24 protein-coding genes are annotated in these 16,487 nt (G+C 35.7%); 4 read left to right on the top strand and 20 right to left on the bottom strand.

Translation table 11 applies throughout. The annotated features are described in order from the left end of the window. Positions 1-3: 3 nt before the first annotated feature. The 17 genes from CC204_RS17700 to CC204_RS17635 all read right to left on the bottom strand — a co-directional run bounded on the left by CC204_RS17700 (position 4) and on the right by CC204_RS17635 (position 9,186). A complete protein-coding gene (locus CC204_RS17700) occupies positions 4-1,296 on the bottom strand; it encodes a T7SS effector LXG polymorphic toxin (RefSeq protein WP_088271378.1) in 1,293 nt (430 codons plus the stop codon). Next, positions 1,286-1,669 (bottom strand): hypothetical protein, encoded by a 384-nt coding sequence (locus CC204_RS17695; RefSeq protein ID WP_088271377.1) that lies wholly within the window; start codon positions 1,667-1,669, stop codon positions 1,286-1,288. Before CC204_RS17695 ends, CC204_RS17700 begins: the two co-directional genes overlap by 11 nt. Further along, positions 1,669-1,959, bottom strand: coding sequence for a TIGR04197 family type VII secretion effector (locus CC204_RS17690; protein WP_088271376.1), 291 nt, complete (start codon positions 1,957-1,959; stop codon positions 1,669-1,671). The genes CC204_RS17695 and CC204_RS17690 overlap by 1 nt, the downstream gene beginning before the upstream one ends. Positions 1,960-2,011: 52 nt before the next feature. After that, the gene (locus CC204_RS17685) at positions 2,012-2,845 is read right to left on the bottom strand and encodes a hypothetical protein (RefSeq protein WP_088271375.1); all 834 of its coding nucleotides are present in this window, start codon (positions 2,843-2,845) and stop codon (positions 2,012-2,014) included. Between the two features lie 795 nt (positions 2,846-3,640). Continuing rightward, a complete protein-coding gene (locus CC204_RS17680) occupies positions 3,641-4,117 on the bottom strand; it encodes a hypothetical protein (RefSeq protein ID WP_088271374.1) in 477 nt (158 codons plus the stop codon). A gap of 17 nt (positions 4,118-4,134) precedes the next feature. Beyond that, positions 4,135-4,704, bottom strand: coding sequence for a hypothetical protein (locus CC204_RS17675; RefSeq protein WP_088271373.1), 570 nt, complete (start codon positions 4,702-4,704; stop codon positions 4,135-4,137). Positions 4,705-4,912: 208 nt separating this feature from the next. Beyond that, complete coding sequence (locus CC204_RS17670) at positions 4,913-5,530, bottom strand: sigma factor-like helix-turn-helix DNA-binding protein (RefSeq protein WP_088271372.1); 618 nt, start codon at positions 5,528-5,530, stop codon at positions 4,913-4,915. 91 nt (positions 5,531-5,621) lie between these two features. Continuing rightward, positions 5,622-5,810, bottom strand: coding sequence for a hypothetical protein (locus CC204_RS21235; RefSeq protein ID WP_157894320.1), 189 nt, complete (start codon positions 5,808-5,810; stop codon positions 5,622-5,624). Between the two features lie 115 nt (positions 5,811-5,925). Further along, on the bottom strand, positions 5,926-6,144 hold the full coding sequence (locus tag CC204_RS17665) for a hypothetical protein (RefSeq protein ID WP_088271371.1): 219 nt from the start codon (positions 6,142-6,144) through the stop codon (positions 5,926-5,928). A 142-nt stretch (positions 6,145-6,286) separates the two neighbouring features. Next, positions 6,287-7,129, bottom strand: a complete 843-nt coding sequence (locus CC204_RS17660; RefSeq protein WP_088271370.1) for a rolling circle replication-associated protein — start codon at positions 7,127-7,129, stop codon at positions 6,287-6,289. Between the two features lie 332 nt (positions 7,130-7,461). After that, positions 7,462-7,782 (bottom strand): hypothetical protein, encoded by a 321-nt coding sequence (locus CC204_RS17655; RefSeq protein WP_088271369.1) that lies wholly within the window; start codon positions 7,780-7,782, stop codon positions 7,462-7,464. Beyond that, a complete protein-coding gene (locus CC204_RS17650; RefSeq protein ID WP_088271368.1) occupies positions 7,779-8,000 on the bottom strand; it encodes a hypothetical protein in 222 nt (73 codons plus the stop codon). The genes CC204_RS17655 and CC204_RS17650 overlap by 4 nt, the downstream gene beginning before the upstream one ends. 126 nt (positions 8,001-8,126) lie before the next feature. Then, entirely contained in the window at positions 8,127-8,291 is a 165-nt protein-coding gene (locus CC204_RS21230) for a hypothetical protein (RefSeq protein WP_157894319.1), read from the bottom strand. Continuing rightward, on the bottom strand, positions 8,291-8,491 hold the full coding sequence (locus CC204_RS17645; RefSeq protein WP_088271367.1) for a hypothetical protein: 201 nt from the start codon (positions 8,489-8,491) through the stop codon (positions 8,291-8,293). The genes CC204_RS21230 and CC204_RS17645 overlap by 1 nt, the downstream gene beginning before the upstream one ends. Then, on the bottom strand, positions 8,484-8,657 hold the full coding sequence (locus tag CC204_RS21225; RefSeq protein WP_157894318.1) for a hypothetical protein: 174 nt from the start codon (positions 8,655-8,657) through the stop codon (positions 8,484-8,486). The genes CC204_RS17645 and CC204_RS21225 overlap by 8 nt, the downstream gene beginning before the upstream one ends. Next, a complete protein-coding gene (locus CC204_RS17640; RefSeq protein WP_088271366.1) occupies positions 8,635-8,961 on the bottom strand; it encodes a MerR family transcriptional regulator in 327 nt (108 codons plus the stop codon). Before CC204_RS17640 ends, CC204_RS21225 begins: the two co-directional genes overlap by 23 nt. 15 nt (positions 8,962-8,976) lie before the next feature. Continuing rightward, on the bottom strand, positions 8,977-9,186 hold the full coding sequence (locus CC204_RS17635) for a helix-turn-helix domain-containing protein (protein WP_308422447.1): 210 nt from the start codon (positions 9,184-9,186) through the stop codon (positions 8,977-8,979). Between the two features lie 224 nt (positions 9,187-9,410). Between CC204_RS17635 and CC204_RS17630 the strand changes: the two genes are divergently transcribed. After that, complete coding sequence (locus tag CC204_RS17630; RefSeq protein WP_088271364.1) at positions 9,411-9,782, top strand: helix-turn-helix domain-containing protein; 372 nt, start codon at positions 9,411-9,413, stop codon at positions 9,780-9,782. Between the two features lie 614 nt (positions 9,783-10,396). Further along, positions 10,397-11,023, top strand: coding sequence for a helix-turn-helix domain-containing protein (locus CC204_RS17625; RefSeq protein WP_088271363.1), 627 nt, complete (start codon positions 10,397-10,399; stop codon positions 11,021-11,023). A 114-nt stretch (positions 11,024-11,137) separates the two neighbouring features. Here CC204_RS17625 and CC204_RS17620 read toward each other — a convergent pair. Further along, a protein-coding gene (locus tag CC204_RS17620) for an IS3 family transposase (RefSeq protein ID WP_120308903.1) occupies positions 11,138-12,222 on the bottom strand; the annotation gives its coding sequence in 2 pieces (ribosomal slippage) (positions 11,138-11,985 and positions 11,985-12,222; 1,086 coding nt in all). Between CC204_RS17620 and CC204_RS17610 the strand changes: the two genes are divergently transcribed. Both CC204_RS17610 and CC204_RS17605 read left to right on the top strand, forming a co-directional pair. Continuing rightward, positions 12,206-12,649, top strand: coding sequence for an Rgg family transcriptional regulator (locus tag CC204_RS17610; protein ID WP_088271362.1), 444 nt, complete (start codon positions 12,206-12,208; stop codon positions 12,647-12,649). The two genes, CC204_RS17620 and CC204_RS17610, sit on opposite strands and share 17 nt — an antisense overlap. Positions 12,650-12,680: 31 nt before the next feature. Then, positions 12,681-13,850 (top strand): site-specific integrase, encoded by a 1,170-nt coding sequence (locus CC204_RS17605; protein WP_088271361.1) that lies wholly within the window; start codon positions 12,681-12,683, stop codon positions 13,848-13,850. 97 nt (positions 13,851-13,947) lie between these two features. On the opposite strand, the gene rpmG is transcribed toward CC204_RS17605, so the two are convergent. Together rpmG and CC204_RS17595 are read right to left on the bottom strand one after the other, a co-directional pair. Further along, entirely contained in the window at positions 13,948-14,097 is a 150-nt protein-coding gene (rpmG, locus tag CC204_RS17600; RefSeq protein ID WP_002296119.1) for a 50S ribosomal protein L33, read from the bottom strand. Positions 14,098-14,215: 118 nt separating this feature from the next. Beyond that, the gene (locus CC204_RS17595) at positions 14,216-16,348 is read right to left on the bottom strand and encodes a peptidoglycan D,D-transpeptidase FtsI family protein (protein WP_088271360.1); all 2,133 of its coding nucleotides are present in this window, start codon (positions 16,346-16,348) and stop codon (positions 14,216-14,218) included. Positions 16,349-16,487: the final 139 nt, after the last annotated feature.

Below are 16,487 nucleotides of genomic sequence, written 5' to 3'. Positions count from 1 at the left end.
ATATTACTCTCCTTTTTGTCTAGGTGGTCTTTTATTCCAATCCCATTGATGTCTATGCGGAAATTCATGTGTACCATCATCAGGATGGTTATAATCAATATCTTCTATCGGTCTACCATCTGGGCCATAATACCTTCTCTGTTTGACAGAGCCATCAGGATTTAATAAATCTGCTGAAGAATTAGGCTCTCCTTTACCATCCAAGCTCTTTTTCTTATTCTCAAACACTTTATGTTTTTTAGCTGGTTTGCCATCCTCCCTACTCTTGTCTAGCTCTGCTGTTTCATCCACAGCATTTATAACTGGTGCATTATTAACTAGGTCTGAAATGGACTGTCCAACTTTTAGGGCTTCCGTTCCTTTTCGGATCACATCGACTACTCGACCAGCTTTACCCAAATTTCCTAATATCCCAAAGCCAGGCGCAAGTGGCATTTCATTTTTCATCACAATAACATCTTCAACATTATACTGTCCAGGCTTCAAATAGTCCTTACATTTATCTAGTTGATCGTATAAGCGTGGATGATCTTTTATTGGTAGTGGCTTCCCATTCTTCATCAAGTACCATTTCTTACTAGTCCCTAAGTCACTACAGATGATTGTATAGCCATCTAAGCTACTGATTGCCTGATTAACTTCTTTCATTTTCGCTTCTTGCTTCATTTTTTCTCGTGCTTTCCAGCGATTGTTGATCGGTTTTGCCCAAGTCATATTTAAACGGCTAATATCAAAGGTACCCGTTGCTGGATTCCATGCTTTACATTCTTTCACTTGTGTTAGTCCATTATTAAATTCTTGTTGACACGCTTCACACTCTGAAAAAATACTTGCAGAAAGAGCATCATAGGCATGAAATTTTTCTAATTTCTCTCGTCGTTTTTCGATTACATCACACGCATTCATGTAACGCCGTTCTAAATCTGGTCGAGGTGTTTTGGCTGTACTCATTTGTTGATCTAAGCTTCGCTTTAATTGTTCTAGCTGATTGATTTCTTCTAATATCAGGTCTTCATCTGTATCAATCCCACTGACTGACCCTTGATACTCACTAAGAAAACGTTTATGAGCACTTTCCAACGCTTCTCCTGTCATTATAGCAGATTGACACAACGGCGTGTATACTGCCATAAAATAGCTTTTGGCACTGTCGTAGGCTTTACTGGATAACGGCGCAGACAAAAAAGAATGAATGCTTTGTTGTAGCGAAGCGATCGCTTGCCCTGCTTGACTATTTAATTGAGAAGCTTGTGAAGATCGTGCTTGTGCTTCATGCACATAATATTTAAGCCCCATGTTCGCCCTCCTTACTCGTTTCTAAGAAGGCTCGTTGTTCTTGTAGAACGGTTTCTTCTTGATCAAATAGTTGGCGTTCTTCTTTCTTTAATCGGAAAAGTTCTTCATCAAATTCTCGTTGCGCATTTTTGGCAAGCCTTAAGCTATCGTCACCACGTTCTTCAATAAATGCTCGTTCCTCTGGTTCACAATTGGATAAAACAAAATTGTATACTGATTGTTCTTGTTGCTGGAGTTCAAAAAAAGCTTCTTGCTGTTCTTCTACTCGCCGTTGCTCTTTTTTACTTGCGAGTTGATCGTCTTGTAACTGTTCTAATCGAATCCGAAATTGATGATTTTTCTGTTCAAAGGCGGACTGTTTTTCTTGTTCCATTAAGAAAGCCCTCCTGGAAAGTTAAATTTTGTTAATTGAACAATGCGTTGGTCAATTCGATCAAACTCTTTTGCGACCGAATGAATATTATCTCCAGCAGATACAACACTTGACGAAAGTTCTTTCAATCCTCGTTGAAACTCATTCAGTGTTTTCATTGCTGGTGTATTTCCCGAAACATTCGTACTGGATGAAGTCACAGAAATACTGATACTATTTAACATACTTGCAGATTGACTAAATGAAGCTGACACATTACCAGCTATACTTGAATTACTATTAATTGACATATCTTCCCTCCAAATTTCATACTATAGTGCTACGTAGATTTAAATGTTCAGATCACTTAATTGATTTGAACCATTCTAAAAATCTAATATACTTTTTTGATATTTCACGATGTAATTCCATATAGATATCATAGTTAAAACAGATCAACAAAGTGAATGTACTATCAACGATCGAAAATAATAATTTGGTAAATCTTACCTTTTTCCAAAAATAGAGATATTCTTTCTTGTATTTCATTACATGTTCAATGATCGACATCACTAAAAAGCTTACTATTTCCACAAATGCAATATAAAGAACAACTAAACCTATATACTTAAAATCTGTAGATATTGAAAAGTTTGTAAAATAGCTTTTTATAAATTCATTCTCTAGATTATTTGTCACGAATGATAGAAACGGAAGAGTAAACCCTATTATCGTTATTGGAAATGCGCACCATTTAATAAACTCCTTATGACATTTAATGCAATCCATTATCATTTTGTCTCTATCGTTTAAGTTGTAAAATAATACGCAAGTCAACCAATGAAATAATGGATAACAAATAAGCCCCACAAAAAGCAGCCACGAAGCCACTTCAAAATTTTTATAAACGGAATTGGCTATTTCAAATAAAATACCTGCAAAAAGAGTGCTTGTGAAAAAACTCGCTGGATAAAAATAGAGTGGCGTTTTAAAGATCGCATCATATTTTTTTGTTCCAAATACAGCATAAGAATATCCTTGGTATTCATCTTCTTTATCGATGTGTATGTATATTATTTCCCTAGCATAGTTTGCTATTGCGATTCCGAGCACTTTTAAGTAGATCCAAATTTCCAAGCAAATAACAATCATAGAAAAAATAATTGGAATGATGAATACTAAACCTATAAAAGTCATGTAACACCTCATTTACTTTTTATCTATTGTACCAACATCTTGGTTGATATTAAATATAAAATGAGTTTTTTCCAAAACTTTTCGAACTTTTTAACATTTCCACTTTTCTTTTTTACTGAAATGTTCCATCATTGAACAACTATTTTTTCCTGAATGAGTGTAAAAAAAGCCGTTCTTATGCAATTTATTGCTAAAAAATGTTGTTTGATCGTAGCGAAATAACGTTTATTTTTGTACCAGTTCACTTTCTGATCAAAAATTATTAATTTTTTTACACGTTTTTTAGACTGTATTATTCTCTTACTTTATTCTCAGAATGAAGTAAGAGATTAATTTTCCATCTATATAATTAGTTAAAGCCCTGTTATATCAAGCTTTTCTTATTTTGTCGAACAATAAAAAAAGCACCCGTTTGGATGCTTTTTTATGTGCGCTATGTCAATGACGAAATGAAAAATATGAATATTACTTGTATCACCCTTTTCGACATTTTACTGATACAATTCTCCAAAATGCTCAAAAAGTGATACAAATTTTGCTACACCTTTTTGGTTTATTCTTCCCTAGTCATTAATGAAATGAACACCACTTTTTCTTATGCTGCAAAAGGCTTTCCCGTAATCGGAAGGGGTTTCTTTCTTCGTTCTAACTTGAAGGTCATTTTGTATCACACCCCCCTCGCGCGAGAAAATTAATTTTTTGTGCAGTCTTGAACCCCTTCCCGTTTCGTGCCCCCCCTGTTTAGAATTTGCATTTGGTTGCGACCGGGGGCTTCTCCAACCTAAAATTTGATAGTTAGCGTTTAAAAGAATCCAACAAACGATTAAATAAATTTTTCTGCTTTGTTTCTTGCTGTCGATCAATCATATAACTGTCTGTCTCGCCGTCCTCGGCATTGCCTAAGCAGTGAGCTAATAAAGAATCTGGATCAACTGCATTTTCATGCAGCACTGTCTTCTTGATGTCCAGCTTATAGTCATTTCTACTTATGCCTTGCACCACTCTATTTGAGCTTGCGCCATATAATGTATCTTTAACCCAATACGTTGCAAAGGCTTCTACTATTCGTTTGCGTTCAGCTTCGCTTTGTGTTGGATCGTTATAATAGAATGTATACGAAGTTGACATCTCTAGCTTATCTTTCGCATGCTTCTTGATGTAGTCGTCTATTTCTTTTTTGCCTAATGCTGTTTTAGCGTGACATTTAATGTCATAACGGATCATCGGAAAGCGTTGCTCTCTTTGTGCAATTATTTTTTCATAGGTATTCATTTTTCTCTTGTCCTCTCTTAATCAAATTGGTTGAGTTGTTTTAATAGTTGGCGATAAGTAGCATCATTGCCCATTGGCTCATGAACAACATCATTACTTGATAAATAATCACATAGTCTTTGATACGCTCTAGCATGCTCTCTTTTAATGGTTGCTAGATCATTCGATAGCCGAGTGACTTCTCTTACCGTTTCTTTCATGAGTTGAGTTCGTTTAGTCATTAGCGTATTGATTTCAGAAATTGCCGTTGCTGCTTCCTCATTGTAAAGTTGAATAAGCAGCTCTTTTATTTCTTTTGGTACTTTCTTCTTGCTAAGTCCGCCTGCATCATAGGAATGACCTCCGCTTGTCTTGTAGCGGATCATACGTTGCAATCGTTCTTTCTCTTTCGATAACCTTTCGTATGTATCCGGATGCTGTACATCACTTGTATCATAGCCGAAAGATTCATATTTCTTGCGGCCATCTTCACTTAGTAGTTCTTGGATAATCATGCTCTTTTCCGTCTCATCCAGTCTTTCTTCTGTTGCCGTACAATATACATCTGTCTGCTCTATTTGCTTCTGTGTTTTGTCAAAATAAGTCATAATGATTCTCCTTGTCTTTTTATTTCTGATTAGGTGAACGGTCTAAAATTAATTGCTTTTCCGGATCCCCTCTTGCTTGTGGTTGTTCTTCATTCTCCATGTTCTGGAGGCTTTGATATCTACGTACTATTTCCAATACGATCAATCCTTTTTTATTATTTTCAGTAGTCTAATTACTTTTCTTGATGAACAACTTTTTCAAAGCTCTTTATTTCTCAACACGTTCCGCCTTCTCTTTCTGTTCATTTAAGGATTCAGTTTCCGACTGACAAGAATAGTCGATCATTTTTTTCATACCCCGATTAACATATACTTGTACAGATGATCTACTCACACCCATATATTCTGATGTCTTAGTGTACGTATTCCCTTCACCCACTACAGAAACAATTGCCTCCCTTTCCCTTTGTGACAGAACGGATAAATATGTTTCTACAACAGCAGACTGCTCTTCATCTAATTGTTGATAGTCTTCACGCAAGTACGCCATTGATACTTTATCAACATCTCCCCATAGTTCTGTTCTTTGATAATAGGATCGCTTGCTAATCTCATTTCTATTTCCGGGCTGTCTTGCTGTCTCTAACCAGCTTATCGAATAACGCGTATCTGAAATAATTGGACTTAACCTTTTAGCCACTTCTTTATATTCGTGATATAGATCAGCGAATTCTTTCGCTAATTCTGCTTGTTGATTTTCCTTACATTCCTTTGAAAGCATCAAGAAAACTTTTGCACGATCATTATGAAAGTTGTACACGGCTAGAACTGGTTTTAAATCTTCTCTATACTCTGCAGCTAGTTCATCTGCATATTTATATCTCACCCAATATTCCCCCAGTTTACAGAAAAAGAGGACACCTCAATAAGCGTTTATCACGCTTACTAAAGTGCCCTCCAGCTTTCTGGTCAGACAATTATTTTGTTGTAAAATTGTATTCCATTCTTTGGAACTTACTATCCGATATCTTAACACCAGCTGTTCCGTGTTCAGGTAGATCAGCGATCCTTAGCTCACCACCTGTACAGATAATAATTTTCTTGTCTATGTCATTCATGGCCAGTTGTTTTAGCTGCTCCATAGTAATTTCTCTTGTTTCCTTCATTGCCGCAGTCCTTTTTATTATTTAGTCTACAGTTGCTTTTTGTGCTTTGAATAGATTGATCTTCTATTTTAATGACCCATCACAAAAATATTAGTGGGTCATCTGCCTTTGTGTTCTAACTGGTTAATATATAAAAGCCGTAATGATCGTTTGTTACTTGAATGGCGATTGGTACGCCTTTAGCCTGTATTGACAAAAGAAGAAAAGCGATCGTGATCCGCTTGGCATTCATAACGGTTGCTAAGTAATGAAGCGGTATCGCTTGTTTAGGATCAAGCGGCAGCCAGTCCATCAGATCACTTTCAAGCATGGTGATTGGTTCTTTTTGATTCATGTTTCCCTCCTGGTCTTTATTGATTGCTGCTTAGCTATAAACAGTTTTGTTCAACATTCAATTCATTCCTTAAACTGGTTTTACTCTTTTTTCAGTAAAACTTGTAAAATCAACGTTTTTAGCAAGTTCATCGACGTTCTGTTTACATCTTTCTCTTGGTCTTTTTCTTGTGTTTTTTCGGCGGTTCTTTTTTCCACATAATCAGATGAAAATGCCATCCGGTCTCTTCGTAGTATGTCGGTTCAATAAATGTGATGTGATAGTTTGGATAAAGTTTCTCAAAATGTTCATAGCCGTAATCGTTAGATGTTGCATACTTCTCTATTTTTCTTCTTGTGAATAAGCTGTCATTTTTAGTCCGGTATGGTCGTTTTAAGTTTTTGCTCGCATACCAACTCTTTTTCTTTGATTTCCAACGACGACCTTTAGAAATATAGTTTGCTAAACCGACAATGCCATCTGACGTTGTTCTAACAACTGAATGAAATGTATGTCCGAGGCTTTCACGGTTCTTTCCTCTGCCGATTGCCCAAAGATCATCTAACTTATCCATCGATACTCCTTTTTCAAATAATGCATGGAAATGGATATGAGACAAGTCGCCCGTTTCCTGATCTTCTGTAAATTCAATGACATACACATACTTCATTTTTTCTAGTCCGATCTTTTCTCGGTAGTAATTGATACGAGCAATAAAGTTATTGAACATCGTGATCGCTTCTTCAATTGATTTCGGGTGATGCTTTGGTTTAAAGGTGTACGTTGCCCAATAGTCCCCTTCACCGAAATTCCCCTGGCATAACCATCTCAAATGACGTCTACTGTTCTTGTCATTTAGATTTCTTTGTTTCGGACGTGACACACCTCTTTTATTTGGTCTTTTGTTTTTTACAATGGTTCCTGCCTCTTCTGTATAGTTGAAAATATCCACTTCTACATATGACCCTGTTTCTACTCTTTTTGCTCGTACAAAAGACCTTGACATTTTTGTTCACCCATTCTTGATTATTTTTCTTTCCACGCAACGTTAATATCAATTACAAGGTTGTTAAAACGTTGCTAAATCAACGTTTACTCTTGCGGAAAGGTTTCAAGAATGATATAATGTACTTACTATTAATTGACATTGTTTTCATTCTTGAAAGCATTTGACCTTCTCTCGCAAAGAAGGTCATTTTTTTATTTAGTTGACACTCTTTTTTTACTGTGTAATAATTAACTTACTTAGCAGACGTTATTACGCTGCCCGATTCAAACGTGATCCTTGGCTGACCTCATTAGGCAGCCCGCTCACCACAAATGAGTGGTGAGCATTTTTTAATTGATTGCTGCTTCTAACTCGGTTAGGCGGCTTTTTCTTTTGATTTTTATTTTCATTACTCGCTTACGTTCCCACGTTTGGCGTTTTGTTCCGATATACTGCCATCTACCTAACTCTGTTGTTGTGGCTAGGTAGCAATTGATGAATCCTGTTTTTGAATTCAATACTTTAAAATGATGTCCGTTCTCTCGGAGTTCATCTTCCTTGACTTCTAAATTGTTCATATCAAAATAGTTTTCAGCTTGCTTTTTGATGTCTGCCCACATTTCTTTTTCATCTGTTGGGCATTGATAAGGAAACGGTGATTTTTGTTTCATCTGCTTATTCCTTCTTTTCCAAATTCGATTAAATCTTGTTCGTGCTGTTTCGCTAGACAACCGATAGCCGTTAGCACTCCATTTAATTTATTTGTATCTTTCAACGATGCTACACCACCGCTGAAACGAAACTCTATAATATCCTCAACACCTAACAAAGCATTTCTTATATAAGCTGCATCTGCAGTTAATTGGTCAATCGTTTTTGTTTTCTCCATTTCAAAGTCCTCATTTCTATTTTTAGTATTTTGTGATACAATGAGGATCACAATTAATTGCTGTCTTTCCTTAACTCGCCAAAGTTTACAAGGAAAGGCTTTTTTTGTGTCCTCTTTTTCATCTGTCTACGCTCCTTTTTGTTCTTCTGTTTTTTTGGATAACCCTTCACTATAATTTTTTCTCCAAAGAAATTGAATATGCTGATACAATCGTTCTACTTTATCCGCCGGTATTTTTTCTAACATTTCTGCAATAGCTTGGATATGAGCTTCTTTCGATGGTTTACTCATTAAAATTCCTCTCCTTTGTCAGGCTTCCCTGTCTCTCTCTTATATTCTTGCGAAGCTAGCGTTTTCAAATGTTCCTCGGCTGCTTTGCTTACGACAAGCCCGTATATGTTCTCGATAAACTGAAAATCATTTATTGATCCGATATCAGCGATAATGGAATCGATCATGCTATTCTGTAACTCGTCTTGCTTGTTAGTCATAAGATACCCTCTTTCTTTTATCAAATTTCTTTTCGTCATAGTTCATAAACCAAAGTAACAAAAGCGGTACAGCAATACAGATTTTTATGCCAATTGAAAGTTGACTTAAAGACATGCCGCTTACAAAAGCAATAATCAATCCTCTAAGCTGCTTTAGACGTTCCATTTCGTTTCCCTCCTTTTTTAGGCGATTTTACTTGATATTTCAACATAAATCTTTCTAGTTCATCGACATGGTAGTAAACGTTACCACCTTGAATTGGTTCACAACGTTTTAAACCCTTTTCTTCGTATGCTTTTAGCGTGTCTTTTGACACGCCGTCATAATACAAACCGACATTTTTCTTTTGAATAAAAATCGGCTTAACTGATCGTTGATTAGCTAAATCAAGAAATTTTTCAAAGTATTTTTCTAGTGTTTTTAGAATGACTGTTTCAAACCAACTGCTAAACATGCTATTTTCGTTCATCTGTTCGCCCTCCTTTTACGCTGTTTGAATCTCTTCTTGTAGCAATTCTTCCATTGACACTCCGAGGTACTTCGCGACTTTTAAAATGTTTTCCGCTGTCGGAATGGAAGTATTCCATTTCCCAATAATCCCATTAGAAAGTTCTAAATCTTTTTCAATGCGATAAATAGAAACACCTCTCGTTTTAGCAATTTTTTTAATATTTTCATATAACAAAATCTTCACCTCTTTCGATTCATTTCTAAGTTTTCGCTCTAGGGTATTGACATACAATAGAGAACGCTCTATTATATGTGTATGACAAATAACCTTAACCCATTAGAGACTCTAAGCTAAGTGTTTATTTTTTTGGTTCCTCAACCACAACCTCAGTATATTAGAGAAGTCTCTATTTGTCAAACGAAAAATTTATTTTTTTAGAGTTATCTCTAAAAGGAGAGGTGTATTTTATGAATACTAAAGAGTTAGTGAAGGATTTAGCAAGGAGAAAGCATCTTTCTTTAGCTGAATTAGAACGTAAATTAGATATTTCAAATGGAACTATCGGCAAGTGGGATAAGAGCCAGCCTAGCATCGAACCTCTGAAAAAATTAGCTGATTTTTTCAATGTTTCAACAGACTATTTGTTAGGAAGGGTCGACGATCCTCATTTAAACTTCTACGATGATAAAACTTTCGATGCCATAGCTAAGTCTTTTGCTGCCGAGAATGAAACCTACACCCAATTATTTGAAAGCTTACCGCTTTTGAGTGATGAAGAGCTAGTTATAGTAAATAACCTGGTTCAATCTCTTTTGGGTTTAAATCAAAAAAAGAGCTAAGCAGCTCTTTTCAAATTACCCTTTGAATCAACTTGAATAAATAATTGATTAAATTCGGGTTACTTATATTTCGAATACTTTGAATGATAAGTTCTTTTTGTTGTTCCATATTGAATAACACTCCTTCGTTTGGAGTGTACCGCTCTAATAGTAACGTACAATAATTAAATAATTCACATCTTTTTGACGAAAAAAGATGTTATCTTGATTATTGAATGTTATACTATTGATGTTGTAGCAATCAGCTACACTTATGGAGCAGTACACTAGGTGTTTAGTGTATATCGTTAATAAATCGACTTCCCTCGACTATTAACGGCTCCTATTTTTTTATGCTCCTATTTGAATAACAAAAATAGAAATTACGCTAATTGCTACAGTAACTAAACTAATCATCTTTTATTGCTCCCTTCTATTTTTCATCAAAAAAACTATTGTTTGCAAACTGTGTCTCTCTGTAAGAACAGGATATCAGACAATTAAGCTATATGGAAGCTCTATTTTGCCATTTTGACTTATTGGCATAATTTAGTTGTAATTTTTATTCTATTAAAGAAATAATATTAAATCAGTTGTTTTACATGCCACTATGTCAACAGAAAGAAGGTAATACATTGAATTTAGGCGATACTTTGAAGTTTTTTAGAACTAAAAAACACATAACTCAAAAAGAACTTTTACCAACGCATATAGATCCATCTAGTTATTCTCGAATTGAAGGAAACAGGCGACCAATTCGACTAAATGATTTGCAGTCCATTATCAGAAATTTAGAAATTCATCCCGACGAATTTTTTAGTTATGTATCTATCGACGAAGAACAAGACTTGTTTAGGTCTATTTACTATTATTGTTCTACACACCTTACTAATCAAAAATACAAAAAGAAACTTTTAGAGTATTATTATTCATTAGAAAATAATACACATAAAGACTTACGAGAGTTATCCAATTACATAAGTATAAAAAGCCTTTTTCATCCTCACTGGGCTGAGGTTGATGGTATGAGTTCAGAAGAAGTGAATTATGTTTATAATTTACTCCTAAATAAAAGTTACTACTTTCAATATGATTATATTCTTATAAACAATCTAGTCCCTTTTTTTAATTCTAAACAAACAGACATACTTTTCATGAAGGCATTTCCAATAAAAGATGAAGCATCGCGAGGCTCCTATGTCAATACTCCGAACAAAAAAAGGCGAAAGAATTGCTTAATGCTCATTAAAAATAATAAATAAAAGAGACGTGTGAACCAATGCCTCTAAATTAGACGGCACATTTCTCTACTGATCAAAAGAAGACGCACTTAAATAACCCCTTCAATCGTCTTTTTTTGAAAAAAGGGGACGTTACTAAGCAACAAGAGAAATTCGATCTGTATTGTACCAACGAATGTAACTGTCAATGCCAACGATGGCTTCCTCAAGTGTTTTAAAGGATTGGAAATTCACATATTCGCGTTTCAAAATAGAGTGGAAGCTCTCTATTCTTGCGTTGTCCCCTGGACAACCTTTTCTTGAATAAGAATGCTTTATTTTTTTATTCGTTAATGTCTGATTAAATAAGTCGCTTGTGTATTGGCTTCCCATGTCGCTGTGTACTATTTCTATTCCTTGTGCCTGTAAATTTACTTTTTCTAGCACGCTTGTTGCTAATTCTTTCGTCATGTGGGCACCAACTTTATGAGCAATAACCCGACGGGTTTCTGGATGATAGAGACTGGCTAAATACGCCCACTTTCCTCTCACTGGAATATACGTGATATCCGTTAAAAGAACCTTAGACCAATCACTCTTTTTTCTGATTAGATTAGGTAATTGAGCGACTTCAGTATAAGATTTAGGTTTTTTCATTTTCTTTATCATCCGAGAGTGAATCCCTAATTCACGCATTAAACGATAAATTAGGTAACGACTGACAGGGATATTCAGTTCTTCTTTAAAATATTTTGTCATTCTTGGATATCCATACATCGGATAGGCTAACCAGGATTTCAATACCTTTTCTTTTATCTGTTGGCGTCTGCGCATTCGATCGCTAGGCATCCAGTTTAAATACGCATAATAGGTGGTTCTTGGGATTTTAAGAACCCTTAAAATACGAGTAATGCGGTGCTTTGCTTCTAAATTGACACGAACGACTCGTAAGACAGTCGCTCGTCCTTTGGCCATCAACTCTTTGCCAAAAGCACCGCCGCTCGCTTTAAAATAGCATTTTCTTCTTTCAAGCGTTTATTTTCTTTTAGCAATTCTTGCTCTTTTATTGAAAGAACATTTCGATCCAATGGATCTGCCTGCCGTATCCATTTCGTAAGTGTAGAGACACTTACATTGTATTCTTTCGATAGTGAGTTCGCAGACCGACCGGTCTGACTTAATGAAATCATGGATTCTCTAAACTCTTTTGAATATCTTGTAGCTGTGTTTTTTGTCTGCATAATAAAAACTCCTTTAATAGATTATAGCGAACAACTTGTCCGTATTTCTAGTATAGGAGCCCGAGATTATACTACGAAAAAATTTGCTTATAGCGCTTGGTTAAATGCTATTTCAACAAGTTTATATCGTGAAAACTATGAATTTGCTGAAAAGTACATTGATTTGGCTAGTAAATTAAATCAGGATAAAGCGAATTATAATTTCCGCATGAATTTAAGATATCTCGATCACCTTACTAAATACTTGAAAACTGGTGATCTTGATTTTATGAAACCAATAAATAATTTTATAAGCATACTTGAGGATATTGGAGATCATGCATTCGCTCAAAATGTTAAAGACGAAGTTAAGCTACTTACGCATAATAAAGGGAAAAACGATGTTGATAAGAACAAATATGGCGTTGTAGGCATAAGAGAAAACTAATAGTTCCGAAAAACGATACGGAGGGTTCGTCATGGCAACATTTAAACAATACAAACTTAAAGACGGGTCAAAGAAGTGGCTATTTAAAACTTATTTAGGTATTGATCCGGTAACTGGTAAACAGATCACAACAACAAGACGGGGCTTCCGCACAAACAAAGAAGCAATTCTTGCCGAAAAGATGTTGCAACATGAATTTATTGAAGAAGGCTTCAATCGAAAGGGAAGCTCGACATTTGAAGATGCTTATAAAATGTGGTTTGATAGCTATAAGAATACTGTAAAAGAAACTACTAGCATGAAAACTGAAATGCATTTTGATAAACACATCTTGCCTATTTTTGGATCACTTTTGATTGATAAAATCGATATGAAATTGTGCCAAAAATCTGTTAATAAATGGGCTGAACAATTTGAAATGTTTGGTCTGCTTATGCAATATACTTCGAAAGTTTTTGATTATGCTATCCACCTTGAAATGATAAGTAGCAATCCTTTTCGATCTGTGATAAAACCAAGAAAGAAAAAATCTTCCGAGAAAAAATTAAAGTATTACAACACTAGCGAATTAAAGCAAGTTATGGAGTACCTAAAGAACAAGGTTGATAATAAAACAACTTCTAGCCGTCTAAAACAATATTATAATGAATTTGATCTTGCGATGTTCCGACTGCTTGCCTTTTCTGGTATAAGAGTTGGTGAAGCTTTGGCTTTGTCATTTAGCGATTTTGATTTTAGTTCTAATACGTTAGAGATCACGAAAACTATGTCAGATTCTAAGAATGGCCATGTCATTTCTACGCCGAAAACCGAATCATCGAGACGCACAATCATGCTTGATGAAGCTACTATGCTTATAATAAAGAAATGGCAGCTTAGACAAAAAGAATATCTTTTTGCAAATAAAATAAAGTCTAACGGCATGGTATTTATTGGTTTTGATGGTAGTACAATGATTCGACAAGATGTTTACCAACGTTCAAAACGGTTGTCTAAAGCAGTGGGACTTCACACTATCGGCTCTCATGGTTACAGACATTCACACGCATCTATGCTTTTTGAAGCTGGAGCAAGTATGAAGGAAGCTCAAGAAAGGCTTGGTCACAGCTCTATTGAAATGACCATGAACGTTTATACTCATGTTACAAACGAAACAAAGAAAAAGACAGTAGAAAAAATTGTGAACTATGTAAATTTCTAGCTAGTCAAGGTCATTTTCAAGGTCACTATTTTTCCACATGAAATACAAAACGCTCAACCCCTTACTACTAAAAGGATTGAGCGTATATTTATTATTTTTATTTAGTTTCACGGTGTAAAGTAACTTTTCTTTCACGTGGGCAATATTTTTGTTTTTCCAAACGATCAGGATTGTTACGTTTATTTTTGCTTGTAAGGTAGTTACGTTCTTTACAAGAAGTACATTCTAAAGTAATGTTTACGCGCATGTGTTTTCCCTCCTATATCTAATTTCGTATTCCTAAGATATTTCTTAGCCTCAAATATCATACCATGTTTATTCTTGAAATTCTACCCTTTTGGTTAAATTTGTAAAGGAAAACTACTTTACGAATTTTTTTCGGCTTTATACGCTGCATACTCATTTACGATCGCTGTTACCATCGATTGGTTTGGTCTGCTGCTTTCACTTGTTAAATGCGGTAGAATCACACTCACAGCGATTTCAGGATCATTTGACGGTGCATAAGCGACAACATTACTATTTACAGTGACATGCTCTCCTACATTGGTTTCCGCTGTACCTGTTTTCGCTGCAATATCTAAAGCTGCTCCCTGCATATAACGCCCTGTAGTGAAAGTTCCGTTTCCGTGAACCACATCATAGAACCCATTTTGAATGATTTGCATTTGTTCTGGCGTAATATCTACTTTATTTAATTCTTTAGGTCCCATAGCTTCTTTCAGCTCGCCAATTGAACCGTCTGAATTATTCTCATAAATCCCTTCGACAACACGTGGTGCATAACGTGTACCGCCATTTGCAACTGTTGAAGCATATTGTGCAAGCTGCATCGCTGTATACGTATCATACTGACCAAAAGATAAATCAAGTAGATGTCCTGGCATTGGTGCATATTCAGGATCATTAAAGGCTTTGTTAGAAAGTCCTGTTTCTTCTCCAGGTAAGTCGATTCCTGTTGAAACACCCATACCGTATTCACCAAACGTTTTGCGCAAAACTTCGAATAAGGTTGGATCACCTGTTTTGTACGGCAGCTGCATATTATACTCATAATCGGTATTCATCATTTTCAAAACTAATTTCATCATATAGGCATTCGAAGAATATTCTAGAGCTTGTTCTGCCGTCAATGGGATCTGATTTCCTACGATCTGATTATTAAAGACCGAAGCTTTCTGCTTACTTCCATAAATTTGGATCGGTTCATCGATCAACACATCATTCCCTGTGATTACACCTTGTTCGTAACCAGCAGAAATCGTTGCTCCTTTTACGACTGACCCAGGTTCGAAAGCTTTATTGATTGTTGCCAATGGATTAGAAGTCAGTTCATTCGTTGCCGGATCTCTATCCAAAGCAACCATGGCCATGACATTTCCATTTTTAGGATTCATAACAACGACATAAGCACCATCTGAATAATTGGCATTTCCGGTTGCTAAAAGCTGTTGATACTGTGCACGAACAACTGCATCGATCCTAGCTTGAAAATCCATATCGATCGTCAATTTCAAGTTTTCGCCTTTTGCACCATTTGAAATCGGTGTTTGGGTCACGATATTGCCTTCGCTGTCTAGTGTTACTTCTGAGATAGATTTTTTGCCTTGAAGAACATCTTCGTATTGTTTTTCTAAATAACTGGTTCCGACACGGTCATTCAATTCATAGCCCTTCGCCAAGTACGCATCAGCTTCTTCTGCTGGCAGCCCAGTTTTTTCAGAGGAAACTTTTCCAAGTATACTTGTCAGGTCTGTCTCATGCGGATATTCACGATCCCAATCCATTCCTGTAGAAACACCAGCGATTTCTGATGTATGTTCACCAATGATTGCAATCTCATCTTGTGTCACACCTTCATTTTTGATGAAAGCTGTATTTAGCTCTTGAACGGCATTCATCCGTTTAAAAATAGTTGCGACCTGCATCGTCTGCTCATCGAAATTGATTTCTTCTGGTGTTACTTTTTCCACTGTTTTAACATACAATGTACCTTCATCTGTAATTGCATTACCTTTTTCATCCACTTTATCTTTATCAGTCAAACGTTTTTGTGCTGTTTTCAGATTATCTGGATTCGCTAACCAAAAGTCTTTCTTATCACGTTCTGTCAGTTCATCTGCTGGTACATTGATCAGCCCATTTACTTTGTAAGCAATATCAACTATATCCTTCGCCTGCACTTTTTTTCCACGTGTATAAGTAATGGCCAAATTTGATTTGTTGCCGACTAATACATTGCCGGATGCATCATATATTTGTCCGCGCGGTGCGCTGCTTTTGATTTTCAAGGTCGAATTCTCATCCACTTTTTGCGCATATTCCTGACCTTCGGCAATCTGCAAATAACCCAAGCGCACAATCAATGCGACAAACAATCCAAAGATGACGAAAAATAATAAGTTCAATCGAAATGGGATGTGTGATTTTTTCGTCCGCTTTGTATCAGGTTCTTCATTTTCATTTTTTAATTTATCTAAAAAGCTCATTTTTTTCATTTATCCTAGTCCTTCCATGTGAGAAAAGTCTTGCCCCTCTATTGTAACGAAAAAATGCAAAAAAAAATAGAGGGAATCCTCTTACTAAGCAAATATTTAAAATTTCTTCTTATTTTGTTCTAAAAAAACAGTGCAAAGG

The organism is Enterococcus wangshanyuanii (assembly GCF_002197645.1).
Lineage (GTDB): Bacteria > Bacillota > Bacilli > Lactobacillales > Enterococcaceae > Enterococcus_L > Enterococcus_L wangshanyuanii.
Note: the sequence above shows the minus strand (reverse complement) of the source record. Positions and strands in the feature narration are given on the sequence as shown.